The following is a 26,362-nucleotide window of genomic DNA, read 5'->3' as shown; positions in this document are numbered from 1 at the left end:
GGGGAAAATCAAAACAATTATTTTCAAATTATCAATGATATATTCACTTTTTATACAACAAACCACCGGGTGATATTTCCTTCCTGAGCCTGTCCGATACAACCTGCTGAACAATGCCCTGCAGCTGTTTTGCGGTATTTGCCGTATCACTGCTGCTGGTTTCAGTCGATGAAGGTTGCTGATCGATGGTGACCGGTGCATAAACGCTGATATTGCTAGCCCCAAACCGTGAAGCCATTCCTTCCTGCGCTCCCACATACCCGCCTGAAGCATAACCCTTCATCAGACGATAAAGATTTCCGACCCCCAGACGGCTGGTCGCTTCCTTGGTGAATACAAACTCCCCGCCGTGAACAATGCCTTTGGGTTCATACTTTCCGCCGTGCCCGGTGTAGCCCCCCGCGTCATATTCGCGGATGTAACCACCGTTATAAGCAAGCTGCAGGTTACTATAGCTGCCGCCGGTGATTGCCGTCCCTGCATTACCGCCACCAGAAACGCTTCCCGTTACCCATCCCATGGCTGACTGAATCGCGTAGGCCACCAGCAGACGGTCGATCACATTAACAATCATTTTAAGAATGGATGAGGTGAAGTCTTTGAAACTTGCCTTGCCGGTAGTGACCAGACTATTCAACTGGTCTGTAAGCCCGTTAAATCCGGACTGAGCCACCTGCTGTACGGACGTGAAAACATCCGTTGCAGATTCAGCGTATTCCGCCCAGCCCTGTTTCGCACCCGCGACCCAGTTTGACCGCAGGGCGTCTTCTGCATCATACGTTTTCTGTTGTTCCTGCAGGATGCGCTGCTGGGCAGAGGGGTTAAACGCATAGGCTTCCTGCAGACGCTGCAGGGTGGCAGCCCGATCTGCCTGACGCGAGGATACGCCCTCTGCCTGGGCATCCAGAGCGGCGCGTTTTGCCGATTGCTGCTGGGCAAATTTGTCCGCCTGGTCGGAAAGTGTATTCAGCCTTTGCTGGGCAACAACCTTATCGCCCAGTACAGCCAGTTGCCGCTTGTACTCCAGCGTTTCATCCTTGTGCGCCAGCAGGGATTTTTCCTGTGCAGATAACTGCCGGCTGCTGGCTGCCTGTTCAAGGACGGCGTACTGATTCTCGGTTTGCCACAAATCCTTGCGCTGCTGGCTGATAACATCGTTAACGCTGGTATGCTGCTGCAGCACCTTAAGCTGTGCCTGCAGACTCAGTAAGTCCCCCTGCGCGCTGTCTTCTGCCCGGTCTCCCGCAGACGTGGTGACCCGCTGTTTTTTGGGCTCCTGCCATTTCTTTGCCTGCTCGACTTCTTTCTCACGCAGGGCAATGAGTTTTTGCGCATTCGCGATAGCGGTCGCATCACCCGAAAAGGCAATTTTCCGTGACTGTTCCCGCGCCTCTTTAAGTTTAGCTTCAGCACCTGCAACAGCATCCGTGGCCAGATATTCCTTATTTATCCACTCCACGGTTTTCAGTGTTGCCAGGTTCCCGTCTGTCGTGGCTTTTGTGAGGTCCCCCCTTAACTGCTTCGCCTGCTCAAGAACGCCAACGATGGGATCAATAGCACCCCCCAATGCCACGCTTTGCTTGCCTAAATTGACCCCGGAATAATAATTTCTGACCGCCTCTTCCGCATCCGTCCACGCATCCGGAATACCGAGAACCTTAAGCCGGTGCGCTTCGATCTGGGTGTTGAGGTTGGTAAAATCAGATGAGCCTTTGTATTCACTGACCTTGGCTTTCGCATCCAGATAGCTGAAGCCGACGGCAATCATTTTCTGCGTGGCTTCGTCAGCACCATCTTTTGTGGTGATGAAGAGATCGGCAACGCTTTTAATCGACGCGCCAGAAGAATCGGCAATAGCCCGGATATTTTGCGCCAGCTTTTCCGCTGCGCCACCACTTAAACCCAGGGACTCCTGAATAATCTTGCTGGCTTCGGCAATCTCCTGCTGACTTTTATAAACCGCCAGGCCAAGGCTGCCAAAAACGGCAGCAGCGACGCCGATAGCCGCATTGAGCGGCGTAATGTATGTCAGCAGTATTTTGGCAACGTTCCCGACCCCGCCAAACGAATCTTTAATCTGACCGCCCTGCTGAAGGAGGATCAGCCAGGGGCTTTGCCCGCCTGCCAACTGGGTGGCAATATCGGTGAACTGAGCAGGCAACATCCGCATTGCCGCTTTATATTGCCCGATGGAAATACCCGCACGCTGTGCCGCAAGCTCCTGTTTAGAGAATGCCTGCTGAACCTGCGTCCCGGCTTTCGTCGAGTCCGCCCCTAAGCCGGTAAATTGCTTGCGGACATAACTGACCTGTTCATTAAATTTTGCGGCATCAACATCGAGGCTGACGACCAAATCACCCACTGGCTGGGCCATAGCGGACTCCTCCTGACAGACCTTCTGCGATAGCCATTAACTGTTCATCATCGGGATCCGGCTGCTCTTCCACGACGTGAGGTTTTAGCAGACTGAAATGACCCACGTTAATATCGGTTTCCCCGCATACCAGCGACAAAATATTGAGGTTCAGCGCGGCGAAATGTGCATCAAGCAGCGCATCTTCGAAGTAATGGGACGCATAAAATCGGTGCCATTCCTCCAGATCGCTGGAGGACATATCAGAAAGCATGGCGCGCCAGTCAGGTCGCCTGAACTCACGCGCCAGCTTCATGACAAAATCCTTTTCACGGGTTAGCGCTTTTCCGCTGTTTCCCCTTGGCTGTCGGATCCTTCGGATTCAGGAGCAACCTGTTCGGTAGTCTGAGTTTTTGCCATCATGCCCGACAGCACTTTGACCTGGGTATCCGCTTTCCCGATGGCCTCGACCGGCCATGTGCTCATCACTTGTTGCTGAAGTTCGCGGATATCCGGCTTCGGCGACTCGCTGTGCCACAGGGACATGGCGACCACCATCGCACCCGCCCGGATATTCAGCTCAACCAGGGCGGCTGACAGGATTTGTTCGTCAGGCTCATCGTTGGGCAACGCTTTTTCCTGCGCGGCCAGATAATGCAACAGTTCGACGCGCTGCAGCGCCGACAACTCGTACAGGGTGGCGTTTGCCCCGTTGAACTCAAACAGTTCTGATTTTAAAAACATGCTCGCTCCGTTATGCCGCCGTGACGGTCAGTGTGCAGATAGCCACTTTCTGGCCGTCATTGGTCATCACGATGAGTTGCGTCGTGCCCGCTTTAAGGCCCTTCGCCGTGACGGTATTACCCGATACCGTCAGCGTAGCGACGGTCGGATCGGCAGCCGCAACATTAAACGCGCCGTTTGTCGCTCCGTCCGGAAGCACCGCCACAGTGATCACCGCATTTTGTCCAACCACCACGCTGGTGGTTGACGGCGTGACGGTAACGCCGGTCACGGGTACCGCGGCGGCCTGATTGCTCTCGGCCAGCGCCGGTTTGCCCGTATTGGTGATTTTCACCGTCCGGGTGATCACCTCTTTTACCGGCACCGCTTTGCCCAGGCTGCTGATCCAGCCACGGAAGACATCAACAGCGGTGTTGGGATACCGAATTTTGTACCCGCGCACCGCGCCATCGTAAAACCAGTTAACCAGATCCTGCTGCCCGCTCTCGCCAGGCTTCCAGGCCAGTGTAAACGACGTGTCCCCGGAAGATTTGGCCCCCTGCGCCGTGCCGTTCCAGTCGGCGTCGGCGTCATCGAGGTACGTGTCGTCGTAGGATTCCGCCGTCATTTCTCCCGGCGTCAGCTCCTTGATTTTCGCCAGCCGGGTCCAGTCCTGATCCGATAGCGGATTGGCGTAGGGATCACCGCTGCCGGTGTAAATCCAGAGTGTGGTGCCCGCGCCTTTGGTCGGTTCGAGTTGTGTGGTCATAAATTCCTCACATTAAGTAAGTCAGGGTGTAACGCAGGTCAGCGGAACCCCACGTCGACATTTCATCATCGCGCTGATAGTCATAGCCTTCGGGCGTGATGTTTTCGATAAGGTCTGAAAGCGCCGGAATGTCACCCACAACGGGGTAAATGTTTTGTTCCATCCACAGGTCGAGATCGGTATCAGGACTCACCGCCTTGAGAAATACCTCCACATGAAGCGTCGCCCGCCACTCATCTTCATCAAGGGTTTCCCCCGTAGGTTCAGCACCGGACAGGTAGACGGCAACGGCGGGCAGGTCTTCAGCGGTCAGAAAACTCGGGCGGCCGTCATACCAGGTGACGGAAGGGTCGGTCACCGAAAGTTTCAGCGCATCCAGCACGGCTTTACGGATTTTGGGGTGCTTTATCATCGTTTAATGATCAGCCTCAGTTGATTTTTCAGGGCGGAAGCCATTTCCTTCGGCATATCGCTTTGCATCAGACGGTGAGTTTCTGCGGTATACGCTTCCGTAAGTGGGGTGGTTAACGGTATCTTCACAACCTCAATCGGGTACCGGCTTTTCCCGGAACGCTGGAGCACATGCCACCGGCCGTTAGCCAGTTGCTGAATAAACGCATTCCGAAAGGTAAAGCGGCCTATTTTGAGTACGCTGCCCTGCCCGCGCAGGTTGCCCTGACGCCGGGAGACACGCATTTGTGCCGCGCCCAGCTTGATGGCCGGTAAATTACCCCGGTTGATTTTTAACGTGGCAACCGGCCGGTTTATCGTGGCCTTTTTCAGTTTTGTACGCTGCATGACCAGCTTTCTCGGCACCTTGGTTTCCTTCGACACCGTGCTGCTGCTGCGACTGATGGCCCGCCCCGCCACCCGGTTAACCGCCTGCGCCGAGGCGCGGGGAACGGCCGTCGAACTGATACTGTTCATATTGGCGATGGCCTGTTCCAGCCCTTTGATGGTCATATTCCCTCCCCTTACTCCAGCCAGATTTGTGGCTTCCCGTTAAACATCTGATGACGGGTGACAATGTAACTTTCTGCCTGATAAACCACCTGATCGTTACGGTGCGGCCGGTAACCGGGAGAAAAAACCACAACAGACAGGCCATCGCCGCTCACCGGCCCCATCTCGGGCAGAAAATGGCTTTCAACACCGGTGAACACGGTGCCATTAATCACCACCTCCCGCCCAAACCGCGCGGTCGTTACCGCATCCATCCGCGCGGCCAACGCATCAAAGGCGTTAGCCATTGATTTTCACTTCAACGACGGTGCTGCCCGCAGCGGCAGCTTCCCAGGCAATGCCAGCGGCCACGGCATCCGCAGACGCCAGCTGGATTTCACCGTCCGCGATATACACTTTTGTGCCGGCGGGGATCGCATCGGCGGAGACTTTCGGCAGCAGGAATACCCCTTCAGCCATGCCCGTACCGGTTTCATTCGGGGCAATATCCACCAGAGAGACAACCAGCAGGGAACCCAGTACCACGGGGTCGCCGCTCTCGATCACGGCAGCGCCGGTGTTGGTAATGGAAATCGTCTGACCTTCCTGTACAAAATTCTTAGCCATTGAAAAACTCCAGACGCCCCGGAAGGGGGCGAATTTTAGGTATAAAAAAAGCCCTTACGGGCATTCGGGCAACGCGGGAGTAGGATTACTGGCCGGAAGATTTCACCAGACCGCGGTAATCGAGCGGCGCAACACCGGCATCAATGCGCACTTTCGTCGCAATACCGTCAGAACTGAACCCCTCCTGCTGATCGATGTAAGGCAGCTCGACACCGTTGAGATAAGCCACCTCGATGGTGTCCATACCCTGTGCAGCGGCCAGGTACCAGGACTTGGCACTGTTATCGTCCAGACGTGGTTCACCGATCACCGTCGCAAAGTTCTGGATCGGGTTGATGATACCGGCGTTAACGTCGGCGCCTTTCACGCTGGCAGATTTGATGGTCTGGTTTGCCACGGTTTCGAGGGCGGTTGGCACCAGCAGGAACGCCGGGCGGATATTCAGGGTACGGCCGGTGGTTGGCTCTTTCTGAACGCGCATCAGCTGGCGGCCCGCATCCAGATTCGCGACGTCAATGGCACCGGTTGCCAGGTTTTTATGATCGCTGCTGAACAACGCCTTACCGTCTGACAATTTCGGGTTGCCGGTCAGCACGGCATACACCAGATCGCCGATGGTGGCTTTCGCGGCGCGGCCCATTTTCATCGGCACGTCAGTCAGCTGATTCAGATCGTCGTTGATGATGGCCTGACGGGTAATGGAGAAAATTTCACCGTAGGTGGCCAGCGCAATGGTCTCGCTGTTATCGGTGGTCGTGACGTATTTGTATTCCGCCCCTTCGCGTACCTTACGCAGCGACGGGAAGCCGCCCAGCCCGACGCGGTGCGCCGTTTTAAAGTCAGAGAGCTGCCCTTTCTTCGTCCAGGCTTCAAAGGTTTCCTGTGACTCCTCCCAGCCTTGCAGCAGAGATTTGTTCGCCACATCCAGCAGAATATTGCCAAAATCAGAGGTGGTGTGGGTCATCGCCAGCCCCACCATCTGCATCGGGTTATAAGCCGCAACGCCGACCCCGCGCTCGGTCAGCGACATGCGCGCATATTCGCGCAGGGTCATGCCGTTATACACGTTGTCATTCTGCCGGTCTTCGTAGCCCGCGCGCGCCATCAGCGCCTGGCGGATACCGTCGCCGGTAAAGTTACCGTTTCCGGCATAAATATGCGCATTGCCGCCGTTTTTATTGGACGGTGTAGCGCCTTTCCCCAGCATCACCAGCAGCTTGTCCTTGGCTTGATCGACCGTGCAGTCGATATCTTCAATGCATGACGCCTGTAATTCCTGATGGCGTCCGCCAAACATCGCGAACAGGTCTTTGATCCCCGTGACGCGCTGTTTCTGCGCGGCAATGACCTGATTTCGGATGGCGTTTTCATCCAGTGCGGCAGGTTCAGTAACAACCACAGGCGCCGGGGCTGGTTGCGGATTAGCAGGTGCCTGAGTCGTCGCTTTCGGCTTGGTGATCATGTTTTTCAGTGCATTTGGCATAGCGTCGAATTCCTCGATACGTTTTGAATTAATGCGGGCCATCGCCTGCACCGCGGTAGAAATCTGGTCAGCAAAACCGTGCTCAAGGCACTCCTGCGCGGTCATCCACGTTTCCTCACCCAGCATCAGGGCAAGTTCGTCAGGGTTTTTGCCGGTTTTTTTGGCATAGGACGGGATCAGCACGGCCTCGACTTTGTCCAGCAGGTCAGCATAGTCGCGCATGTCGTTGGCATCGCCGCCGGTGATCCCCCAGGGCTTGTGTACCATCATCATGGCGTTTTCAGGCATGATGATGGGATTGCCCACCATGGCAATCACCGAGGCCATTGAGGCGGCAAGACCGTCGATATACACGGTTTTGCTCGCCGTATGGCTGTTAAGCAGGTTGTAAATGGCAATGCCGTCAAAGACATCGCCGCCGGGCGAGTGGATATGCAGGTTGATATGGTCCAGATCGCCCAGCGCTTTCATGTTGCTGGCGAACTGGCGGGCGGTCACGCCCCAGTAACCAATCTCGTCATAAATATAAATGTCAGCAGTCTTGTCGCCGCTCGCCTTCATGCGGAACCAGCTTTTGTCCCCCGCGGAGGCCTTGGGTAACGCACCCAGTTTATTTCTTCGATTCTTTCGCACTGGCTTCCCCTTTATCGTTTGCCGGGTCCGTGTCGAAGACCAGACCTAACGTTTTGTTTTCGTCGACTTCCGCCTTGCGGCGGCGTTTTACATCGCCCGGATTCGCGCCGCGCGCCCTGACCCAGTCCCCTTCCGTTGCCGCACCGCCGCGTAACAGCACGCGCCAGGAGTTGGCCTCTTTCATCGGGTCAATCCACGGCATCACCGGCCCGCTGTAGACCGCATTAAACAACGTCGACATGTCCACATCGGGCGGAACGTCAATCACGCCCGCTGTGATCGCCATCTGCAACCAGCTGCGATACATCGGTCGGGTCACGGCCGCAATAAATGCATCCTGAAGAATGCCGTAGCCTTCAAAGGACTCCACCAGCTCCTGACGCTGAGAACTGTAAGTGCCGTTGTAGTTACGGGAGATGCTGGAAAAGCTGCTGCGGCTGCCGGCGGCTACCGCCCTGAGCTGCCCGTTGCGGAACGTTTCAAGGTTGGGATTCGGCCGGTCCGATTTAATCATTCCGATTTCTTCGCCGGGCTCCAGTTCATCAAAGAGCATCCCGGGCTCGATGTTGAGCTCGCGGGGGTCTTTGTCATTACCACCGGCATCGCCGTAGGATTGCCCGTCGCCTTTTTTCACGTACATGCCCAGCGCAGCGGCAATACGGGCGGCCGTCAGTTCAGAATCTTCATACTCTTTCAGCGCACTCAGGCGGATCAGGATGCCGGACAGCAGGCTGTTTCCCCGGACCTGATGAAGACGGCGCATGAATTTGAGGTGCATCATGCCGTCTGCAGCGATTTCCTTGGTGTTGCCCAGTGCAACGCCTGATGTCACCAGATTTTTGTAGACGACATACTTTGTCGGGCATCCCCAGTTGTTGAGATAGATCCCCTGACAAATCCCCTTCCCGGTATCGTTCATCTCCAGCGGTATGTAGTCCGGCTCCAGCGCTTCGACCCAGAAAGGGATGTTCGCCGTCGGGGTGAGTCCGGGTGCGGAACCCCGTACCATCTGGCCGAAAACCTCACCGTCGCGCAGCCAGGTTCTTGCCATCAGCCGCTCAAGAACGGGGCGGGTAAACTGCCCTGTCACATCGGGGGAAACAGACCACTCCGCCCAGGCTGCCCGGATCTGTTTAGAGAGCTCATCGGCCACCAGCCCCGTTTTCAGGATGGGCTGGGGGTCAACCACAATTCCGCGCGCGCCGACAATGCGCTCTTCGAGTTTGTCCAGCAGGCCAATCACCAGATCGTGATTATTGTCCAGCCAGCGCGCCTGCTCCCTGACCGAACGGCCAGCAAACTGCGTGAGCTGGTTTGCGTTGCGGTTTTCCCGCTTCGCCCGGTGCGTGCGCGTCGGTAATGCCGCCTCGTAGGCATTGATTGCCACACGGGACCGCAACCGGGAGGCTTTCCAGCCTGGTGAAATCAGGCCAATGGCATCATCAATCAGGCTCATCGCGGGAACCTCGCCAGCCGGTACTGCGGTCGCCCGCGCTGCGCCGCCAGCAACGTACTTAACCGGCGCTCCCAGTATTTTCGCCCCTTCTGGATTTCACTGAGGTTCTCCATCGTCATGGATTGCCCGTTAAAGGTGATGGATTTCCCCTGCAGGACGGCGCGTTCAGCGGTCGTATACTGCTGGATCATGTCTTCAATATCGGCCTGATTCATAATACCCAGCCTCCTGATGTGGATGGCGCCCAGGCAGAGGGTTTCTCCTCTTCCTTGGCGCGGGTTGTTTTCGGTTTTTGATGATGACTGCGGGGTTTCAGTGTGGGTGAATCAGAAGGTGCTGGCGGAGCGGACTGTTCAACGGGGCGCGCCCAACCAGGCGGTTTTTCCCAGTTTATCCGCTCGTAACCGCGCAAAATCACCAACGCATGGGCATATACCATCAGGTCGAACGCTTCGTTTGTACATAGCTATAAACCATTTAATATCAATCGGTTAAAAATAACAGCGTTAGGGTTTTTAATTCTTCGCTATACACATAGCAATACACAGATTATTTTAGTGAGGCAAAGCCAAGTACACTTACTTATTGTGAGGTTAAAGGTGAGTTATGTTTAAATATATTAAGTTCAATCTGGATGCTGAAATAGAGAGGATTTGTTTATCTGAGCTTACCAGTGCTGGCTTAAAGATACCCAGAAAAAACAAATTACCATTATTGCATTTGCTATTGAATATGAAAAAAAAGTTAATTGAGCCTAGACCTCGACTTGTTCATTTTCCGCGTGAATTTTCTATACCCTTACCTAATAATAAAGGTTTGCAGATACTAGTAAATAAGATGTTAATGGGCGTAAACATTAACTCTTATCAAAGTAATCGCCTCCATGAAATTGACTTTCATGACAATTTTCTTAATGATTTTGGATTCCATCACTTTCATCTTGGTGATAAGTTCGATACTGGTAAAAATAAGATGTTTATGGTTCGAACCGGGCCTGTTTTAATTGCAAAAGTAGATGACGATAACATTTACGTTGTTGGCATTTTTATGCACCAAAAAGGTGAAAAAGGATACATATTTGCAGATGAAAAGTTGCTACAAATTCTTTACGATAATTGGCCAAAACTTTTAGATGATTACATAGTGTCAAATGTTACTGGTCATACACTTTCTCCTGTTGATAGATTTAACTTGCGCTCAAACGGTTATAATGCACTCATACAATTGAAAGATAATATAGTAATCAGATCACCTGGTGGTGGAATGATGGGGAATCGTCTTAGCTTCGATGTATTCAATGAGATCATTCATTTAAATCGGAACTTAGACCAGCTTAAAGCTTCTCTATTTGAGAATGTCATTGATAGGCTGCCTTATAACATATCTTTTAAAATTATCACCTTTGGACATAATGAGTTAAGTTTATTCTCGGAAGGAAGTTGCTACTTCCTTAAAATAACCCAATGTAATGGTGAGATGAAAGTCATTTGCTTATATCCGGGTTATGGTCCCTTATACAGTCATGGGTTTGTCAATAAAAAAACCTCAGTGCTATCTGATTTTATTTTATCTGAAATAGGTTCATTTTCAAAAATAAACTTCCTCTGTCCCTTCCCTACTATTATTAATAGAAAGAAATCTATTGATCTTCAATTTCGGCCTCAAACACTCTCCTTGCCATCTCATCACGAAGGTCATCAATAATATTTTGGACTCGCGTTACTACGGATGGGGATAATGCCAGATCCCGTTCTAAAACATCTGGCAGAGTTTCTAAAACTTGTACTACTGCTTTTGACATTACTGCAAACTCACGTGCCACGTCCTCCGCTGGAATAAGTTCACCATTTGCCTGTTCGAATTTTAGGCGTTCATTCTCAGACTGATACCAAGCCTTGCGATCTTGCGGTGACATCTCGCCCCCGACCCGAACTGATGGCATTATTAGTGTCTTAAGAGCAGTACTTAGCTCGTACAGTTTGAGATTCTCGCCATTACCTCCTGCTAGCTCTATTTCTCGGAGCCTACGTGCCACCATGTTGCGATGCATACCTACTAAATCAGCCAATTGGCTGACATTCACTAGGGTATTTCCAAGCGTCATATAATCCCCCTGCTGCACTTGCAGTTTTGCAGTAACTGTATTTCATTTACAGAATTATCAACTAGTTAAATAAGTGCTGCTGCACCTATAAAATATAGAAAACTAGCCGTTTTCCGCGAGTCCGCCGCCCCGTGGCAGGCACTCCCGCCGGGAGTACCTTTCATTTTGAATCATTTCATTTGCAACTAAATCACGCTTGCCCGGACGATTTGACCAGCCCGCGATAGTCCAGCGCGGCCACGCCTGCATCAATGCGCACCTTCCATGCAACGCCATCAACCGTGAAGCCCTGCTGCTCTTCGAGGTAAGGCGTATCCATGCCATCCAGATAAGCCACCTCGATGGTGTCGCTGCCCTTGGCTGATGCCACATACCATTGCTGCGCGTTCTTCTTATCCAGTCGTGGCTCAACAATGACCTGCCCCATATTCTGCACTGTGTTGGCTACCCCGGCGTTCTGATTGAATACCGGATTGGTATCGCTGCCCACGGTCTGTGTGCCGATCTGGAACGGTGAGGATGTTGATTGCACAGTCCGCATGGCTGCACCTTCCAGCGCGGCAGGGACAATGATGTAAGCCGGGGTCACGTTCAGCGGGTTGCCGTCTGCATCTTCCTGCAGGCGCATAGCCTTACGTGCCTCTGTCAGGCCGTCCATGTCCATGCCCTTAGCAATCAGGTTGTGGTGGTCAGCGTGGAACAGCGCCTTACTGTCGGTGTATTTAGGGTTATCGGTCAGCACTGCATAGACCAGGTTGCCGACTGTGCGTGACGCGGCGCGGCCCATCAACTGCGGGATGGTCGTCAGCTGTGACAGATCATCATTGATAATGGCCTGGCGCGTGATGGAGAAGATATTGCCATAGGTGGCCAGCGCGATCGGAACGCCGTGATCGCTGGTGGTCACATACTTGTACTCGGCACCCTCCGGCACCTTGTCCAGCGACGTGAACCCGTTCAGACCAACGCGCTTAGACTCATGAAAGTTGGAGAGTGAACCTGTCTTCGTCCAGCTCTGGAAGGTTTCGCCGCTGTCCTGCCAGCCCATCAAGACAGACTTCTCTGCACCACCGGCAAGGATGGAAGAAAAGTCGCTGGTGGTATGGGTGAACGCAAGGTTCACAATCTGCATGCGGTTGCCGAACCCCGTAATGCTGATCCCCCGGTCGGTCAGAGAGGCTTTCGCCATATCAAAGAGCGACATCATGGTGTAAGGGTTACAGCGCTCTGCCTGGTCATGTCCAAGCCGTGCATAAAGCCCCTGACGGATGCCGTCGCCGGTGATGTTGCCGTTGCCTGCGTAGATGTGCGCATTGCTGCCGGTTTTATTGGACGGGGTGGCATCTTTGCCCATCAGCGCCAGCAATTTATCCTTAGCCTGTTCAACGGTACAAGAGGCGTCTTCAACGCAGGTTGACTGCAATTCCTGATGACGGCCGCCAAACATGGCAAACAGGTCTTTAATGCCGTTGATACGTTGCTGCTCTGGTGCTGCAGGTGTGGTTACTGAACCCTGAGGGCCAGTGATCATGTTCTTCAGTGCATTTGGCATAGCTTCGAATTCCTCAATTCTTTTTGATTCCAGACGAGCCATGACGTTTACCGCTGGCTCCAGTTCATCGGCAAACCCCTGCTCAACACATTCACGACCATTGAGCCAGGTCTCCCCCTCGAGCATCTGCGCCAGCTCGTCGGCAGATTTGCCCGTTTTACTGGCATAGGCTGGGATGAGCACGGCCTCAACCTTATCCAGCAGGTCGGCGTAGTCGCGCATCTCTTTAGCATTCCCGCCAGAGATGCCCCAGGGCTTGTGAATCATCAGCATGGCATTTTCAGGCATCACTACTTTGTCGCCGGCCATCGCGATAACGGAAGCCATAGACGCAGCCAGGCCATCGATATGCACAGTCAGATTGGCGGGGTGTTTTTTCAGAAGGTTGTAAATAGCGATGCCGTCGAACACGTCACCGCCCGGGGAATGAATAAACAGGCTGATTTGCTTTACCTGTCCCAACGCTGCCAACTCATCGGAGAACTGGCGGGCAGTAATGCCCCACATGCCGATTTCGTCGTAAATCTTGATTTCAGCAGCGCCAGCCGTTTTAGCCTTGATGGAGAACCAGCTTTTCATAGCCATGCCCCCAGTGTTTGGTGATGCCAATAATTCACACTGCTGCGCACAATCTGGCCTTTAGTGGGGACAGGCATTTCAGGGTGATTCTTTTTAATGAACGCCTGATATTCCTCGATCTTCTTCATTGTTTCGGCGTCGATATGGACAGTACCGCCCTTATCGTGCATCGATTTGTTCTTATCAGCCATCTTCTTACCCTTATCGTGATTGATGGTAAAAGTACAATCATTGATCACTAAAAGTGGTAAGTAAATGGATTTTTATCAGAAAATCAGATTTATGATTTTTTTCATGCTAAGTATCTTTTACTCATAATTATCTAATGAAGGGAATGCGATGAACCTCGATTCGAAGCAAAAAAAATTACTCAATGATGTTGCCAGGCGATCATTTAGAGATATGGCAGATCAAGATTATTTGGCTGCAAGGTTATGCTTCAAGAATAACCTTCCATTCCAATTCTTATGGATGTCGCAGCAAGCAATTGAAAAATATATAAAGTGCATACTTCTATTTAACACAACATCTACAAAAGGAATTGGTCATGATCTTCAAGAAGGGATAAAAATTATAAATAGAATCCCTTATTTAAATCTTGATTTAAGTGAAAAAACCATCGCCTTCATAAAATATATAGACGAACAAGGAATTAACCGATATTTTCAAAAAACTATGTACACACAAGGCATGGAGTTAATCACACTGGATAGAACCATATGGGAAATTAGAAGATACTGCAAAACACTTGATTATGAATTCAAAAAACCAGATGGTGAGACAATAAACGCTCTTGAACTAGAACTTAAAGCAATAAAACTTTCAAACGAGCTTCCTCCACATAAGTTCAATCTAATAGGCGGATATCTTGAGAAAAGATTAAAAGATAACCAGCATGGGCAGGGCAATTTATTAGCGTGGAAGAATTTCTTTTTTGGCAAAAATAAGAAAAGCACTATAAAAATCGCTCGTTCAATTCGCTGGGCATCTCCAACACAAGAATTACATCCAGAAAGCTTGGAATTTTTGGGCGCTTTTATCAGACTTAAATGATTTATTGGGAGCATAAGAACCCACTTGCTCCCCACTTTCCACACTGCCCACTTGCTCCCCACCCTCGTTTTGATTAATAGCCCGAAAAGCCAGCAATGACGCGGGTTTAAACAGTTTTCCCCACTTAGTCCGTGTATATGGGCGCAAAGTGGGGAATTGGGGGGCCTGCTCCCCACATCCCCCACCTGCGCCCCACTTAGTTATCCACTTCCCGTAAGGATTTCACTGTCAGCAAATCGCCATCCTGAATAACCAGTCCATCATCAATCAGTTTCTGGAGCCAGCGCGTAAAATGCTTGGTGTTAATGCCAGTGGCTTTCAGATCGTCGCGAATAATCGCCCTGTTACAGGGTTCACCCCGCGCGATTCGGCTTCTTATTGCCTGCCACAGCGCCATATGGTTATCGGTGAGTTTCTCCACCCCAGCCAGTTCAGGATCAACCTCTTTAGCCTCACGCGGTACATCGCGAACCACCAGCGAGCACACCATTTCCCCGTCTTCATCCGTGTACAATTCGGCGGTGCGAAGGTCATAGGCTTTACGTTCGGGCTCCTCGGCATCCTTCATCTTGGTGCATGACAGGATTAGCGCCTGCCCTTCTCCTTCTCGCTTCACATTGAACTCAGCATCAAGCGCTGCCCGGAACGAACTCGAACCACGCGCCCCCTTAGTCTCATCCTTACCGGAGTGATGAACCACCAGCACTGTTGCGCCTGTTTTCTGCTTGATAACGTCACAGCCCTCGATAAATGCCCCCATATCACGAGCATCGTTTTCATCATTACCGCCAAAGCAACGCGCCAGCGTGTCGATCACCACCAGCCGCACAGGCATAGCGCACTCCGCTGTAATCTGCCTGGCTGCCAGAATGACCTCTGATACCTCTGATTCACGGACCGGGAAGACAGGACGGTTAACCAGCCAGAGATTATCAACCTCCTGGCCATGTACCTGCTCCCACGCTTTAATACGGCGGGGAACGCCTACACCGCCCTCACCTACCACATAAAGCACAGCGCCGCGCTCAACCTTCTTACCAGACCATGAAGCACCAGCAGCTATATGGCAGGCCCATGAAACAGCCAGGAAGCTTTTATACGAACCGCTGGGGCCGTATATGCTGCACAATGACTGTGCAGGGAGCATATGCTTAATCACATAGTCCTGCCGCGCATCGAATCCGGATGAACCGATGCTGAGAGGCAAGCGTGTACGCTTTATTGCTGGTGCCTCCGGAGGGAACAGCTTATTGATTCGGCCACTATCGGAAAGTGCAGCTGTTAACTCGTCGTCTCCGATAAATTCCAATACCACTGATTTTCGTTTCTGCTGTGCTTTATCTGGTTCCTTTGATGACTGATAACCAGATTCAACAAGCCAGCCTGGATCCTCCTTGCCAATCACCATCGACCGCATTTTGATCGCCAACTCGCCGAGGGGGGTTTTTGGGTCTGTCTGGAGTATCGCAGCAGCAGCTAACTCTTTTTTCACCGGATGACCATTCACCCAGAGATAAACGCAGGAAAAGAGCGGATCAGGCCATTGGTTCACTTTCTCTTTCAGCACATGACTCATGGCTTTGGCCTCGCTGACATAGTGAATTTACCGATCAGCGGGTGATACCAGTACTTGCTGCGGCACTGGCGTTTTGCACCTTTGATGATGATCAGCGCCGCCTCGCGGAATTTAGCTTCATGCACCGCATAGCTGGCGCCATGACGGACAATCAGCACCCCGCTGTTTCTTGCCAGTTCCTCAGCCTTCTTGGTGGATATGCCCATCTCAGCCGCCATGGCGGTGAGCGGGGCCATACCTTCTGGGCAGGCATCCTTCCGGGACATTGCCGCAAGCGCCAGCTCAAGGGCGGCAACACGTTTTTCCAGCTCGTTAAATTTGATTGGGCTGATCATTTGGTTCCTCCCCGGCGTTTTAATTCGTAATCGGCGTTCTCACGGTTCTGATCAAGAGCCTGCATCAATCGTGGCAAGTGCTTCAAAGCGCTACTTAAACCCATCATGTCTCTTCGGCATTCTTCATCTGAATATTCGTCACTATCACAAGCTTCCATGGACAAGCAGCCCAGGGTGGTAAGTGCGAAAACTATTCCTGATGCAGCGTCCCCACAGTTGTTTTTGTAATCAGTCAGCGCTTCTTGGGAAAGGTCTTTGAGTAGGTCAGAGCTACCCACGACAGCATGGTAGATATCACGCATGACGCACCTCACTGGCTTTTTTCAGATCACGGACACGCAGCAAAACTCTGTCAATAAGGCTGATTGCTATGTCGTGCTCAATCTCGTTGGCGTCGTTCATGTAGAGAGACGCCGCCAGAAGGGTTTCAATCAGCAGCAGTTCTTCTTCGATATCGATATCTGACCATTTCAAATTAGGCATGAGATACCCCCTGAACAGGCAGGCGGCCAGCAAAGACCATCACGCAGCCAGCCGGTGACTGATCACGGGCTTCACGTTCGGTAGTGGCGGTGATGTGAATCACATTGCAAGTGCTGGCGTTGAGAGCCAGAAAACGCCATGTGAATTTAGGGTGAGTTTGGGTAGACTGCATATCAGCCATAACTGTTACTCCGATTAACGGTTTGGTGAGACGCCTCGGTACTGCTCGAACAGCCCGGGGCGTTGCTTTTTGTAAATACGCCGTGATAACGTACGTACATAACAAAATCCATACTATGAGGTTACGTACGTACATGTCAACTATCAAGAGAGATAAAACTCCCAAAGGCGAAGGTCTATCACCTACTTTCCAAATCCGCATTACCCCAGAACTGCGACTGCAGTTGAATGAAGCGGCCAGCCGCGAGGGAGTAAGCCTGGGTAATTGGCTGAAGGGGTTAGCCCGAGCAGAGTTAGTGCGGCAGGGGATCGAACCAAAAGGCTGATCAGCCAGTTTCTCGGCCAATCAGGTATCAGCAGAGTTTTTCGGGGATTGGAGATCTCCCGAAAACCTGGGAGATTGGGGTGTGCGGCAAAGTCGCATACCCTCTAAATGATGAAAGAGTAAAAATTTATTTGCATTACCCAAAACAGTTTAATCAGATTATTACTTTTTAGAATTATTGGCCTCTAAAGGGGATCTCTGATTTACTAATTTTCACTGATGAATATCCTTTGGCATCAAGAAAAATTTTTAGGCTTCTATGTGCTGATTCAAAGTCCTCACTGGGGCCAATAATAACCTCTTTAATCGGCAACTGACCAAGATTGATTATTTCCATATAAGGGATAATTAACATTCCGTTATCACGGAATGAAACAGAACCTAACTCCATATAATTCCTGATTAAAAATCTAAATTCACCTTCCTCTTCGAATCCTTTATGCTTAAAGAATGGAGTGATGCTTTTTACCAGCCACTTTAAATAATTACTTTCATTGCCAGAGTTATCATCCTCATCAAGACTTTCTTTAAAATCACCATAACTTTTCCAATACTCGATGATTTGACTTTTAATTGTCAACGTTTCTTCAATTTCTTTATAAGTCACATCCTTTGCACCTACTGAATACTTATCTAGATGAATCTCCAAAAAGCCTGAACTTGATTCTCCTGAGGCAGCATTACGCCTCAGCATTTCTAGTAACAGATCCTCATCAAAAACTATCGAGACACCTTGCTGTGATCCGCCATACCCTCTCCATTGGCTCAGTAAATCTTTATGTCGACAAAAGCAAATGACAAATAAGTTATTCATTTCATAAGTTCTTAATTCTTCAACTGCAAATTCGAAATCAATTTTCCATCCATTATAAAGTTCATCATCCCCAAAATAGTCAAGGGCCTTTATTGCACACTTTAATCCATGCTCTAATTCACTCTTGTCATTTAAGAAAGAAAGCTGTGTCGCCCAAAATCCTTCTGAATTAATTATTCCTTTAAAACCAGCTAGATTAGTGTAATGGCAGATTATTTCTGAGCTCATACATCCCCCTATATTTAAGATACACTCCATTCGCCGCGGATCCACGCCTGAACTTCAGATAATCGCCACCCCATAGCGGTTACACCGATCTTAACCCGCTTAGGGAAACGACTCTCTTTTTCCAGTTCCCAGCGGGTTGTATTGGAGAGTCCACTAAGCATACGACATTCTTTCTCACGGATCATGCGGTCGATACCTGGCATTGATAAGAGTTCTTCTGTAGTCACTTCTTTGATCATATTTGTGTTCATATTAAACCGCCTTTCTTGTCACAACAGTTACGTTCTCATGGACACCAGCTAAACAGTTTAGATAGGTGATCCACATGTTTAATGCATCCAGCTTTTTATCCAGATATTGGCTGCGGTTATAAATTCCCATGACACCGGGCATTGTGTGGCCGAGGAGTTGTTCTACGACGTAAAAATCGACGCCCATGTCGTTTAGACGGGTAGCTAACGTTCTTCTGAAATCATGAAGAGTCCAGTGGAAGTGACCTAATCGTTGGCATGTTTCCTGAGCATGGGCGCTTGCGCTTGTCTGATATACCTTCTTCCCAAGGATATAACCCTTATCCTTGTTAACAATGTGAAGGTTGGTAATCCAATCCCTTAACTCAGCAGGAACCGGTCTTACTATTTCGATTTTGTTTTTACTTTTCCCCTTTGGCACCCTCCATAACCAGTTTTCTAAATCCCAGTCTTCCCAAGTCGACTCTCTTACTTCCCTTTGTCGACAACCGAACACGAGGCATAACAGCATAAGACTTTTCATATATACGGAAGCAAAAGGCCACTGGTCTTTTATGGTGAGATGAGTCCATACATCCTTAAGTTCTTCGGGTGTAAGGACCCTGTCACGCTTTTGCGGCGCACTCCCCATATCAACTTTTCGCAAGCTGTCTAAGGCCGTTGAGTTTGCATACTGTCTCATCCTGCAAAAACGCAATGCTTGCTTGCAGTCCGCAAATGTGTGACCAGAAACGACCGGAGATTTTTTCTTAATCCTGTCGAAGCAGGATATCCACTCAGGAGCTAAACAATCACTCAAGGGAATGTGTCCGATGAAGGGAAAAATATGTTTTTCAAAGCGCCAGAGATGACCGCATTCCGGCACCCTGTGATCTTTCGCGTAGTTTTCTACCCAATACATGAGGGCATCTTTGACAGTCACAGGATTTAGTGTCTGCTCAATAGAAATACGATTCTGTACCCGCGGATCGCGGCCATCAGCAAGCCAGCGCCTGCATTGATCACGTTTTTCTCTCGCCATTGCCAATGACATGTCTGGGTAACGTCCCAACGTCATCCAGACTGGAGAGGATTCGCGGCCACCTAGCCGAAAGAAAAAAACAAAACTTATGACGCCGTTTTTACTCACCCTCACTGATAATCCGTTTCCATCGGCAATCAGACTTTGCTGCTCTTTTGCCTTACCCAAAAGTGACTTGAGTTTTTTGTCACTTAATTTGTCTTTAGAAGCCATTTCACACCCCAACTGCAATACACATTGCAATACACAGTCACTGAAATCGGGAGAAGCATAACGAATGCCACCGAACACCACATTGCCAACTATATCTTTAAAAACAATACGATGAATGATGTATGCGTAGATCATCTAATCCCGCCGAATGTGGGTATTATGAAATCGAACGCTTCGTTCGCCCCCTTCCCTGGCTTCGTCCATTTGCCGTCAGCGCCCCTTCCTTCATAGGTCAGTTCGTCATAGAACCACTCCCCCAGCCAGTCAGGAAAGTGAACATAGTTAGCCCCCGGCGTATCGCGCTGAAGTGCGTTACTGATCCGGTCTTTGAGCATATTGGTCTGCAGCAGGTAGAGCGGCACGTCGCCGCGGGCCTCCGCCCGGCGGTTAGGACGGTCGGTATTGTCCGGCAATGACTTGGTGATCAGCTTGCTGCGGGTCGTGCTGTCGCCTTTGAAGAGATAAACGCGCTTGTGAACGCCATCGCGGCGACATTGTCGCCAGAACTCATAGGCATTACCGGTCACCCCGTCTTCACCGCCGGAGTCCACGGCCATCGCCAGCACGGGCAGGGAAACACCCGGATTGCTGTTGAGTGGCCACTCCTTATCCAGCACGTCGGTGCGCAGCAGGTTCCAGTCTTCCAGATAGCCTGCGGGGTCAACTGGCAGACTTTCGCCGTTCGGCCCCGTGCGCATCGACTGTTTAATGTTGTACCGGTCGACAATCCACCGCTCGCCGTGCGCGCCATAACCAATCACCTGTACAACAAAGCGCCGGTTGCGCCCGCCCTGCACGTCAACGGTCGCCACCAGAAAACGCACGCCGTCGGGTACCGTACGCTTGGTCACCACGGTGGCGCGCGCCATGAGCGTTTCGGATTTCCGCTGCTCGACGCTGGACTGTGGAATATAAGGCAGCCCCCAGTCAGTGTTGATCACCGCTTTGAGGGTTTCTTCACTGCCGTTGGCCTCATAATCCTGCTGGGCAGAAAGCAGCTTATAGACCAGTTGGGACAGGGTCTGATATGCCGCTGCGGGGCCTTCCATCCAGAAAGAAGCAATGCGGGAACGTCTCGCGGTACCCGTAATCACACCATGACGGTCAATCTTCTCACCGTCGCGCAGCCAGACACCTTTCTGATTAAGAGCGCGCTTCTGGTCTGCTGTGACTTTTCCGCGGCAATGTGGACATTCAATGAATGCCGCCTCGCTGGCAATCACCGGATCGACAATATTCTGATAGCCCTGCACCACATCTTTCGATGGCTGAAAATATTCGCCGCAGTGCGGGCACGGCCAATACCAACGGCGACGGTCGCCTCGGTTATATAAAGAAAGAATGCCTGTTGTGGGGGGCGCCTCATGCAGGGAACTCCGCCGCCATTTTGTGTCAGTGACTTCACGGCCTGGTGAACTCTCCACCAACGTCATACCGGATGACATAAATGTCGTGGTGCGTTTTGAGGCCAGCGTGAACCCGTCCCCCTCACCATCAATATCATCCGGCCAACGGTCATAATCAGTCAGTGCAACAAATCGGTAGTCAGAGGATGACATGATGTTGATCGAGGGCCAGCCTATTTTAAGGTAGTTGCCCGCTCTGAAGGTCTTATCGTGGACGTTATTATCGTTTGTGCGCGGACTCATGCGACTGGCCACCTCCTTGCTGACGCGAAAGGTTCTATCCAGCCTCTTTTTTGAATGCTCCCTCGCCTTTTCTTCCGTCATCTGTATCAACAGGAAGTCTGCTGGATCACAGACAATGGCATACACTATCCACCCATCAATAAGACCAATCGTTTTACCGGTTCGCGCGGGGCCAACAAACACCACTGCGTCATAATCCCTAGAAGCGAGACAATTCATCGGCTCTATAATGTAGGGTGTGAGCGTTGCATCCCACGGTAAGGAACTCCCGGCTCCCATGGGCACTCGCATAAACTTGGAGACCGCCTCCGCCACGGGCATTCGTCTTGGTGGCTTCAGTAATGTAGCCACATCACGGCGCAGTGCACTTGCTGACGCATAGCCGTTAATTAACATTTTCACCGTCCTCAACTGCCGCAACTTCTTCTGCCAACACTTCACGCATTTCATCAATGACTGTCTGCGCTTCGGCTATTTGTTCTGGACGCCAGCCACGGTCGCGCTCCAATTTATCCGGCCAGGTATCGAGCACCTGAGAGATAGCCTTTACCAACAATGCCATCTCACGGTGTGCCTCAGATGCGGGAAGCAACTGTTTGAGCGACTCCTCTAACTTGATGCGCTCGTTTTCAGACTGGTACCAATCCTTACGATCCTTCGGCCCCATTTTGTTGGGGTTCTGAAGTTCATCAGGATCGTCAGGTTCATTCGTGCCGAAGAGAATTGGCCCCACGTCTTTAAGGGCGTAAACAGGGTTGCCTTTCACCGTGCCGGCGATTGGTGTATTAGCATCGAGCAGCCGCTTTCTTACCGTTCCACGGTTCAACCCAAAAGCCTCAGCAATCTTCGCTACGCTCCAGTTGTAGGCGTCCCCCAGATTGCTGATATTGGACATTGACACCTCACGCTGTCAGGTGAAGTCACGATTTATTTCGTTAACTCAGAGGGTTATAAACTGGTCAGATGACAGGGGAATTGAACTTTTGTCACCTGAATTTCATTTTTTATTATATATAACAAGGAGATAATAGACGTGCTGCTGACAGCATAGAAATACGAAAACTAGCCGTTTTCCGCGAGTCCGCCGCCTCGTGGCAAGGCCCCCTATTGGGAGTACCTTTCTTTGCTAACTATTTCATTTGAAACCATACTCTAGATGGCTAGATTACCTTCTGAGTCACAATTCAACTCGAATTGCATACAGGCGCATACGGGATGCCATCGATAGTGACCTGCATAAATGCTCCAATAAAAAAGCCACCAGCAAATCTGCTGATGACTATCTGAGACTGAAAAAAGTCTTTCGACCTACCTCAAGTTTCTTTAAGTTTTTAAAGTAAATTACCATTTTGTGCTCTATTGTTAGATGACAATGCCAATAGAGTAGAAAAGATGGAATGGAAAGTGGTAGATGGAATCTTTCTAACGCCTGATAACCTGCAAATATTGAAAGTTACGGCCGAGGGGGATTTAAAGTTCTTGATATGGATTAAGTCTAACTTTGAAGTCCCCCTAAACTGCATGCTTACGCCAGTCATCGACGGATATATAGCCAACCATGACAAGGGCCATTTTGTAGCGATTCAGAAAGCAGTGCCATACAGCCTGAGCGAGTGGGAGATTGTAAAAATGGCACAACATTCATCCCATTCAGTTCATATTGATGGGGTTACCTCAGACCATTAAGGTGTACTTTGTTTGGCTAAATACTCGATGTAGCCTTGAAGATACTCTATTACTTCGTTGTCTTTGATAATGCTTGCTCTGAGATCGAGAACAGTCTGTCCACCTGCAGGAGTGAAGTCGATTTGTACTGCATCGCCCAAGCTGCTGGTGCCGGAAGTGCCGTTCCCGATGAGTTTGCAGGTAGCAAGGTTTGCTGCGGCGATTCGCACCCGGCGAGTACCAGCAGCGACATCAGCGCGCAACTTTTCATTCTTAGTTTGCTCATCTGCCATTTCCTTCGTGTGTTTCGCATCCAGCGCCGCCAACGCAATCTGTGCCGCTTCTGTACGCTTCTTCTGGTTGGTCAGGTCAATCACTGCCTGATCGCTTTGTCTCTTCAGCTCTGCGGTGTGGGCTCCATTAAGTTTGGAAACGTCAGCATCCCAGCGTATTCCCTCAATCCACCAGGTAAGGGCAGCGCCAGCGAAGAAGGCCAGCACAATCAATAAATTGTTATTCATCCAACCCCCAGCACGTCAGTTCGCTTTCCTGATCACGTCGTTGCACCTGACCGAAGCAATTATTCGCACGTATATTGCAATCCTTGCCACCGTCCCTCACCCAGCGTTTTATCTCCGAGCAGGCACCGCGTTTATCACCAGTATTAAGTTTGCGGTAGAACGTCGAAGTAAAGCATTTCGCCGGACCGATGTTGTAAGGGCAAAATGAAGCGATTCCGGCAATTTGTGGCTGCGTCAGCGGGACGGTGACGTTTCCCTTTACCCAGGCAATCGCCTTATCTGACTCCAGCTTATTTACCTGGGCGCATTTCGCTGCTGTGAGCTTCATTCCCTTGTAAACAAGACGGCCATCAACACGGGTTGCGCCGCGGCAAATAGTCCAGACCCCCACGCCATCTTGATAAGCAGTCAGGCGATTACCTTCCTTTTCATCAAGAAACTGGCCGAGGATCGCTGAAGCACCGGCACCAGAAATAATCAGAGCAATTACAGCTTTGCTGAGTTTGCTTTTGATACCAGGCTGAGTTGCCATCATTCACCTCTGAGTGCTTTGCGCCGGTCTTCTTTAATTTTGAAATAAAGGTTTGTCAGGTATGTGAGGAGTGCAACAGCTATACCTGCCAGCACACCTATAGCGTTCCACTGATCCGGACTAAATGCATTCAACAGGCCGTTCAGGACGCTACCGGCAGAGGCTCCGTACGCAATGCCTGTAGTCAATTTGTCCATTCTCATAATCTCCCCCTCCGGTTGTCCGGTTGGGTGCGTAGTAGTGAGGGGTTTAGCGGCTCAGTCCGTTTGCGAAAGGATGAGTGGTTAGCTGATTGACTGGCCGCCAAAACGAGAAAAGGCCACCAAATTGGCAGCCTCAAAAAAGCAAAAACCCGCACATTGGCGGGTTCAAATAACTTCTGTAATTAAAGATGTAATGCCTGCCCCACCCGGCGCTTATCTCCGGCACTCTTAATGGCTTAGCTCTTGAAGGGGCGAATTCATCATCTCAGATTAATCCTGATGACATTTAACAATATTTGCGAATTTAACCATTTTTAGACCAATAAAATACAACATTGTGATCCAGCCCCAGGAATCAGCGAACGTGGTGATACCTGCTCGGACATTAATAAACCTTTATCGCTGCGAGTGTCCTCACACCCGAATTTAGGGTATAAAAAAGGCTGCGAATCGGCAGCTTCTAGAAAGTGTTTTATAGTGACGGCACTACTCAATAAGGACATGTATATGAAAAATAAAATCTTCGTTGTCTTAATGCTCACCGGCATGTTCACCAGTTTTTCAGGACTTGCGGAACTCTTGCAGTGCAGTATCAACGTCGGCAATCTCTCCGATTGCCAGCCATATCCATCAACGAAAAATGCCCCTCTACTCAGAAGCGATGGAAAGGTGTCTTTATGCGAGATTAATAGCGGACAGGTTGGCTCATGCTCATCAAATTATGACGGTGAAATAGTCATCAAGAGAGGTAGTGGTTACTCTGAATGCAATGTTGAGTATGGCGAACTGAAAGGCTGTACTCCTCCTGTTTATTCTGGCTCAGCGATTATTGATACTAGCCAGGAATAAGGGTAAAGCTTTTCGGTAAGGGCATTAACCCCTTTGACTGGCCGGAAATGTCCCAGCTTACCAAGCCGATGCTCTTACCTGATGTGCAGAAACGAAAAAGCCCCGCATTTTTGCAGGGCTCTCAAAGCTTTTCTAGGTGCTCATCTACAGAAACGCCTATGATTTAGATAAATTACGCCAAGTTCGGACAAAATATCAGAAGTGGCCGCCGCCGACCGCGCATAATCTTCAAACGCCATTTTTGCCATAATGCGTAGGCATTCAGCCATGCGTCTCCCTGCGACTTTACCGATATGCTTCGGAGCCTGCTGTTTGGCGTACTGGGTCAGTATGCCGACCGCTATCGTTCTATCCTGCTGGCTGATACCGGCTCAGACATTGATAAACCCCTTATCGCTGTTATTGTCCTCCACGAATCGAGGGCATAAAAAAGGCCACGCATAAGCGCAGCCTAAGTATCTTTAGCCACATCTTCTGTGGCTATATTTATGACGTTAAGACTTGGTCAGACACAGCATTGGTACAAAATTTAATTATCCTTGTTCTATTTCTGAACAAAGAAGATCAACTTAATTTGACTTAAAAAATATTTTAATTGTTAAAAAAAACTTATTACCATGTGTTGTGATGTTGGTGTTTATGTTGGCCTTATTTGGGCAACCTCACTTATTGCCTGCGCTGTAAGTGAGGTTTTTTACATCTGAAAAGTCTTAAATCTTAAAATACGAAAAGCCGAACATTGGCTTTTGCTAAAATTCGGCTGAGCATTGGCCTACCAAGCTACAAACGACTTATCGATGAGGATCGTTTCAGTGCTCATGCGAATGTGCTTTCCAGACACTCCGGGTGATCCCATCTTCGCAGACTGGAAAGCAGTGTTTATTATGTGCTGCGGTGCCGGGTGCCTCCCGGTGAACCTTTAGCCAGCCAAACCATGGTTCGCTTACACTGTGCCAAACTTACTTCGCTAGCTGATTTGCCCCACCGCTTAGGTGAGATCCACCGCAACGACATAAAAATAACATACAGCACAAAAAGAGAAAACTACGCTGACTCGAGGCTGGAGTTCTTTGCCACTTCTCTCTGTGGCCGCGTTTGCCAATCGATAACCTCCTATCGCCGTAGGTGTCCTTACAACCGAATTGAGGTGACCTGCCCCCAGGATTAGATACAACGCTCACTTAGTAATGTCGGATCCTTCACTATCAGAATTACCCTTTCTCCAGGCCGCCGCAAATTCAGA

32 protein-coding genes and 2 pseudogenes are annotated in these 26,362 nt (G+C 50.4%); 5 read left to right on the top strand and 29 right to left on the bottom strand.

Translation table 11 applies throughout. From position 1 onward, the window contains the following. Nucleotides 1-43: 43 nt before the first annotated feature. The 12 genes and pseudogenes from ABIC79_RS13735 to ABIC79_RS25655 form a co-directional block, all read right to left on the bottom strand. The gene (locus ABIC79_RS13735) at nt 44-2,374 is read right to left on the bottom strand and encodes a phage tail tape measure protein (RefSeq protein WP_354567489.1); all 2,331 of its coding nucleotides are present in this window, start codon (nt 2,372-2,374) and stop codon (nt 44-46) included. After that, entirely contained in the window at nt 2,355-2,669 is a 315-nt protein-coding gene (locus ABIC79_RS13730) for a phage tail assembly protein T (RefSeq protein WP_354567487.1), read from the bottom strand. The genes ABIC79_RS13735 and ABIC79_RS13730 overlap by 20 nt, the downstream gene beginning before the upstream one ends. A gap of 20 nt (nt 2,670-2,689) precedes the next feature. After that, nucleotides 2,690-3,097 carry a phage tail assembly chaperone G gene (gene gpG / locus ABIC79_RS13725; RefSeq protein ID WP_354567485.1) on the bottom strand — a complete coding sequence of 136 codons (408 nt, stop codon included), beginning with the start codon at nt 3,095-3,097 and terminating at the stop codon, nt 2,690-2,692. A gap of 10 nt (nt 3,098-3,107) precedes the next feature. Continuing rightward, nucleotides 3,108-3,845 (bottom strand): phage tail protein, encoded by a 738-nt coding sequence (locus ABIC79_RS13720; protein ID WP_217192315.1) that lies wholly within the window; start codon nt 3,843-3,845, stop codon nt 3,108-3,110. Between the two features lie 7 nt (nt 3,846-3,852). Next, entirely contained in the window at nt 3,853-4,257 is a 405-nt protein-coding gene (locus tag ABIC79_RS13715; protein ID WP_015689736.1) for a phage minor tail U family protein, read from the bottom strand. After that, a complete protein-coding gene (locus ABIC79_RS13710; protein ID WP_354567482.1) occupies nt 4,254-4,808 on the bottom strand; it encodes a phage tail protein in 555 nt (184 codons plus the stop codon). The genes ABIC79_RS13715 and ABIC79_RS13710 overlap by 4 nt, the downstream gene beginning before the upstream one ends. 11 nt (nt 4,809-4,819) lie before the next feature. Further along, a complete protein-coding gene (locus tag ABIC79_RS13705; protein ID WP_354567480.1) occupies nt 4,820-5,095 on the bottom strand; it encodes a DNA breaking-rejoining protein in 276 nt (91 codons plus the stop codon). Further along, nucleotides 5,088-5,414: a DUF2190 family protein gene (locus tag ABIC79_RS13700; protein WP_112198375.1), complete on the bottom strand. Its 327-nt coding sequence runs from the start codon at nt 5,412-5,414 to the stop codon at nt 5,088-5,090. Before ABIC79_RS13700 ends, ABIC79_RS13705 begins: the two co-directional genes overlap by 8 nt. Before the next feature lie 85 nt (nt 5,415-5,499). After that, on the bottom strand, nt 5,500-7,458 hold the full coding sequence (locus tag ABIC79_RS13695; RefSeq protein WP_354567776.1) for a ClpP-like prohead protease/major capsid protein fusion protein: 1,959 nt from the start codon (nt 7,456-7,458) through the stop codon (nt 5,500-5,502). Between the two features lie 49 nt (nt 7,459-7,507). After that, the gene (locus tag ABIC79_RS13690; protein ID WP_354567478.1) at nt 7,508-8,986 is read right to left on the bottom strand and encodes a phage portal protein; all 1,479 of its coding nucleotides are present in this window, start codon (nt 8,984-8,986) and stop codon (nt 7,508-7,510) included. Then, entirely contained in the window at nt 8,983-9,201 is a 219-nt protein-coding gene (locus tag ABIC79_RS13685; protein ID WP_354567476.1) for a DUF6148 family protein, read from the bottom strand. The genes ABIC79_RS13690 and ABIC79_RS13685 overlap by 4 nt, the downstream gene beginning before the upstream one ends. Continuing rightward, nucleotides 9,198-9,443: pseudogene (locus ABIC79_RS25655) on the bottom strand (phage terminase large subunit family protein); the annotation flags it as partial. The gene ABIC79_RS13685 and the pseudogene ABIC79_RS25655, both read right to left, overlap by 4 nt. Nucleotides 9,444-9,592: 149 nt before the next feature. Here ABIC79_RS25655 and ABIC79_RS13680 point away from each other — a divergent pair. Beyond that, nucleotides 9,593-10,690: a hypothetical protein gene (locus ABIC79_RS13680; RefSeq protein ID WP_354567474.1), complete on the top strand. Its 1,098-nt coding sequence runs from the start codon at nt 9,593-9,595 to the stop codon at nt 10,688-10,690. Here the strand turns inward: ABIC79_RS13680 and ABIC79_RS13675 are convergent. The 3 genes from ABIC79_RS13675 to ABIC79_RS13665 all read right to left on the bottom strand — a co-directional run bounded on the left by ABIC79_RS13675 (nt 10,626) and on the right by ABIC79_RS13665 (nt 13,412). Continuing rightward, nucleotides 10,626-11,090, bottom strand: coding sequence for a DUF1441 family protein (locus ABIC79_RS13675; protein ID WP_354567472.1), 465 nt, complete (start codon nt 11,088-11,090; stop codon nt 10,626-10,628). The genes ABIC79_RS13680 and ABIC79_RS13675 overlap by 65 nt on opposite strands. A 190-nt stretch (nt 11,091-11,280) precedes the next feature. Continuing rightward, nucleotides 11,281-13,221 (bottom strand): ClpP-like prohead protease/major capsid protein fusion protein, encoded by a 1,941-nt coding sequence (locus ABIC79_RS13670; protein ID WP_354567470.1) that lies wholly within the window; start codon nt 13,219-13,221, stop codon nt 11,281-11,283. Beyond that, nucleotides 13,218-13,412, bottom strand: a complete 195-nt coding sequence (locus ABIC79_RS13665; RefSeq protein ID WP_354567468.1) for a hypothetical protein — start codon at nt 13,410-13,412, stop codon at nt 13,218-13,220. The genes ABIC79_RS13670 and ABIC79_RS13665 overlap by 4 nt, the downstream gene beginning before the upstream one ends. A 148-nt stretch (nt 13,413-13,560) precedes the next feature. Here ABIC79_RS13665 and ABIC79_RS13660 point away from each other — a divergent pair, with 148 nt between their 5' ends. Then, nucleotides 13,561-14,274 (top strand): HEPN domain-containing protein, encoded by a 714-nt coding sequence (locus ABIC79_RS13660; protein ID WP_354567466.1) that lies wholly within the window; start codon nt 13,561-13,563, stop codon nt 14,272-14,274. Between the two features lie 196 nt (nt 14,275-14,470). On the opposite strand, the gene ABIC79_RS13655 is transcribed toward ABIC79_RS13660, so the two are convergent. From ABIC79_RS13655 to ABIC79_RS13635, 5 genes are read right to left on the bottom strand one after another with little or no spacing between them, the layout of a single operon-like run. After that, complete coding sequence (locus ABIC79_RS13655) at nt 14,471-15,850, bottom strand: helicase RepA family protein (protein WP_354567464.1); 1,380 nt, start codon at nt 15,848-15,850, stop codon at nt 14,471-14,473. Further along, nucleotides 15,847-16,185 (bottom strand): hypothetical protein, encoded by a 339-nt coding sequence (locus ABIC79_RS13650; protein ID WP_354567462.1) that lies wholly within the window; start codon nt 16,183-16,185, stop codon nt 15,847-15,849. Before ABIC79_RS13650 ends, ABIC79_RS13655 begins: the two co-directional genes overlap by 4 nt. Continuing rightward, nucleotides 16,182-16,487, bottom strand: coding sequence for a hypothetical protein (locus tag ABIC79_RS13645; RefSeq protein WP_354567460.1), 306 nt, complete (start codon nt 16,485-16,487; stop codon nt 16,182-16,184). The genes ABIC79_RS13650 and ABIC79_RS13645 overlap by 4 nt, the downstream gene beginning before the upstream one ends. After that, a complete protein-coding gene (locus tag ABIC79_RS13640; RefSeq protein ID WP_354567458.1) occupies nt 16,480-16,668 on the bottom strand; it encodes a hypothetical protein in 189 nt (62 codons plus the stop codon). Before ABIC79_RS13640 ends, ABIC79_RS13645 begins: the two co-directional genes overlap by 8 nt. Beyond that, a complete protein-coding gene (locus ABIC79_RS13635; protein ID WP_354567456.1) occupies nt 16,661-16,849 on the bottom strand; it encodes a host cell division inhibitor Icd-like protein in 189 nt (62 codons plus the stop codon). The genes ABIC79_RS13640 and ABIC79_RS13635 overlap by 8 nt, the downstream gene beginning before the upstream one ends. Before the next feature lie 133 nt (nt 16,850-16,982). Here ABIC79_RS13635 and ABIC79_RS13630 point away from each other — a divergent pair, with 133 nt between their 5' ends. Continuing rightward, the gene (locus tag ABIC79_RS13630; protein ID WP_354567454.1) at nt 16,983-17,174 is read left to right on the top strand and encodes a toxin-antitoxin system HicB family antitoxin; all 192 of its coding nucleotides are present in this window, start codon (nt 16,983-16,985) and stop codon (nt 17,172-17,174) included. Nucleotides 17,175-17,348: 174 nt separating this feature from the next. On the opposite strand, the gene ABIC79_RS13625 is transcribed toward ABIC79_RS13630, so the two are convergent. From ABIC79_RS13625 to ABIC79_RS13605, 5 genes and pseudogenes are all read right to left on the bottom strand, one after another. Beyond that, nucleotides 17,349-18,215 carry a DUF2971 domain-containing protein gene (locus ABIC79_RS13625; protein ID WP_354567452.1) on the bottom strand — a complete coding sequence of 289 codons (867 nt, stop codon included), beginning with the start codon at nt 18,213-18,215 and terminating at the stop codon, nt 17,349-17,351. Between the two features lie 14 nt (nt 18,216-18,229). Beyond that, complete coding sequence (locus ABIC79_RS13620; RefSeq protein ID WP_354567450.1) at nt 18,230-18,466, bottom strand: helix-turn-helix transcriptional regulator; 237 nt, start codon at nt 18,464-18,466, stop codon at nt 18,230-18,232. A gap of 1 nt (nt 18,467) precedes the next feature. Continuing rightward, nucleotides 18,468-19,835 (bottom strand): tyrosine-type recombinase/integrase, encoded by a 1,368-nt coding sequence (locus ABIC79_RS13615; protein ID WP_354567448.1) that lies wholly within the window; start codon nt 19,833-19,835, stop codon nt 18,468-18,470. Between the two features lie 20 nt (nt 19,836-19,855). Then, nucleotides 19,856-21,745 (bottom strand): annotated as a pseudogene (locus tag ABIC79_RS13610) (phage terminase large subunit family protein); the annotation flags it as partial. Next, complete coding sequence (locus ABIC79_RS13605; RefSeq protein ID WP_014416520.1) at nt 21,735-22,244, bottom strand: DUF1441 family protein; 510 nt, start codon at nt 22,242-22,244, stop codon at nt 21,735-21,737. The gene ABIC79_RS13605 and the pseudogene ABIC79_RS13610, both read right to left, overlap by 11 nt. A 497-nt stretch (nt 22,245-22,741) precedes the next feature. Here ABIC79_RS13605 and ABIC79_RS13600 point away from each other — a divergent pair, with 497 nt between their 5' ends. Then, nucleotides 22,742-23,035, top strand: coding sequence for a hypothetical protein (locus ABIC79_RS13600; protein WP_112151565.1), 294 nt, complete (start codon nt 22,742-22,744; stop codon nt 23,033-23,035). On the opposite strand, the gene ABIC79_RS13595 is transcribed toward ABIC79_RS13600, so the two are convergent. From ABIC79_RS13595 to ABIC79_RS13585, 3 genes are read right to left on the bottom strand one after another with little or no spacing between them, the layout of a single operon-like run. Continuing rightward, entirely contained in the window at nt 23,032-23,535 is a 504-nt protein-coding gene (locus ABIC79_RS13595; protein ID WP_354567445.1) for a lysis protein, read from the bottom strand. The two genes, ABIC79_RS13600 and ABIC79_RS13595, sit on opposite strands and share 4 nt — an antisense overlap. Further along, entirely contained in the window at nt 23,528-24,067 is a 540-nt protein-coding gene (locus ABIC79_RS13590; protein WP_013577791.1) for a lysozyme, read from the bottom strand. Before ABIC79_RS13590 ends, ABIC79_RS13595 begins: the two co-directional genes overlap by 8 nt. Continuing rightward, nucleotides 24,067-24,273: a class II holin family protein gene (locus ABIC79_RS13585; RefSeq protein WP_041689160.1), complete on the bottom strand. Its 207-nt coding sequence runs from the start codon at nt 24,271-24,273 to the stop codon at nt 24,067-24,069. The genes ABIC79_RS13590 and ABIC79_RS13585 overlap by 1 nt, the downstream gene beginning before the upstream one ends. A gap of 504 nt (nt 24,274-24,777) precedes the next feature. Between ABIC79_RS13585 and ABIC79_RS13580 the strand changes: the two genes are divergently transcribed. Then, a complete protein-coding gene (locus tag ABIC79_RS13580) occupies nt 24,778-25,119 on the top strand; it encodes a hypothetical protein (protein WP_166861103.1) in 342 nt (113 codons plus the stop codon). A 140-nt stretch (nt 25,120-25,259) separates the two neighbouring features. Here the strand turns inward: ABIC79_RS13580 and ABIC79_RS13575 are convergent, their stop codons facing one another. Next, a complete protein-coding gene (locus tag ABIC79_RS13575; protein ID WP_354567773.1) occupies nt 25,260-25,484 on the bottom strand; it encodes an antitermination protein Q in 225 nt (74 codons plus the stop codon). Nucleotides 25,485-26,362 lie beyond the last annotated feature (878 nt).

The organism is Rahnella sp. 2050 (genome assembly GCF_040544515.1).
Lineage (GTDB): Bacteria > Pseudomonadota > Gammaproteobacteria > Enterobacterales > Enterobacteriaceae > Rahnella > Rahnella aceris.
Note: the sequence above shows the minus strand (reverse complement) of the source record. Positions and strands in the feature narration are given on the sequence as shown.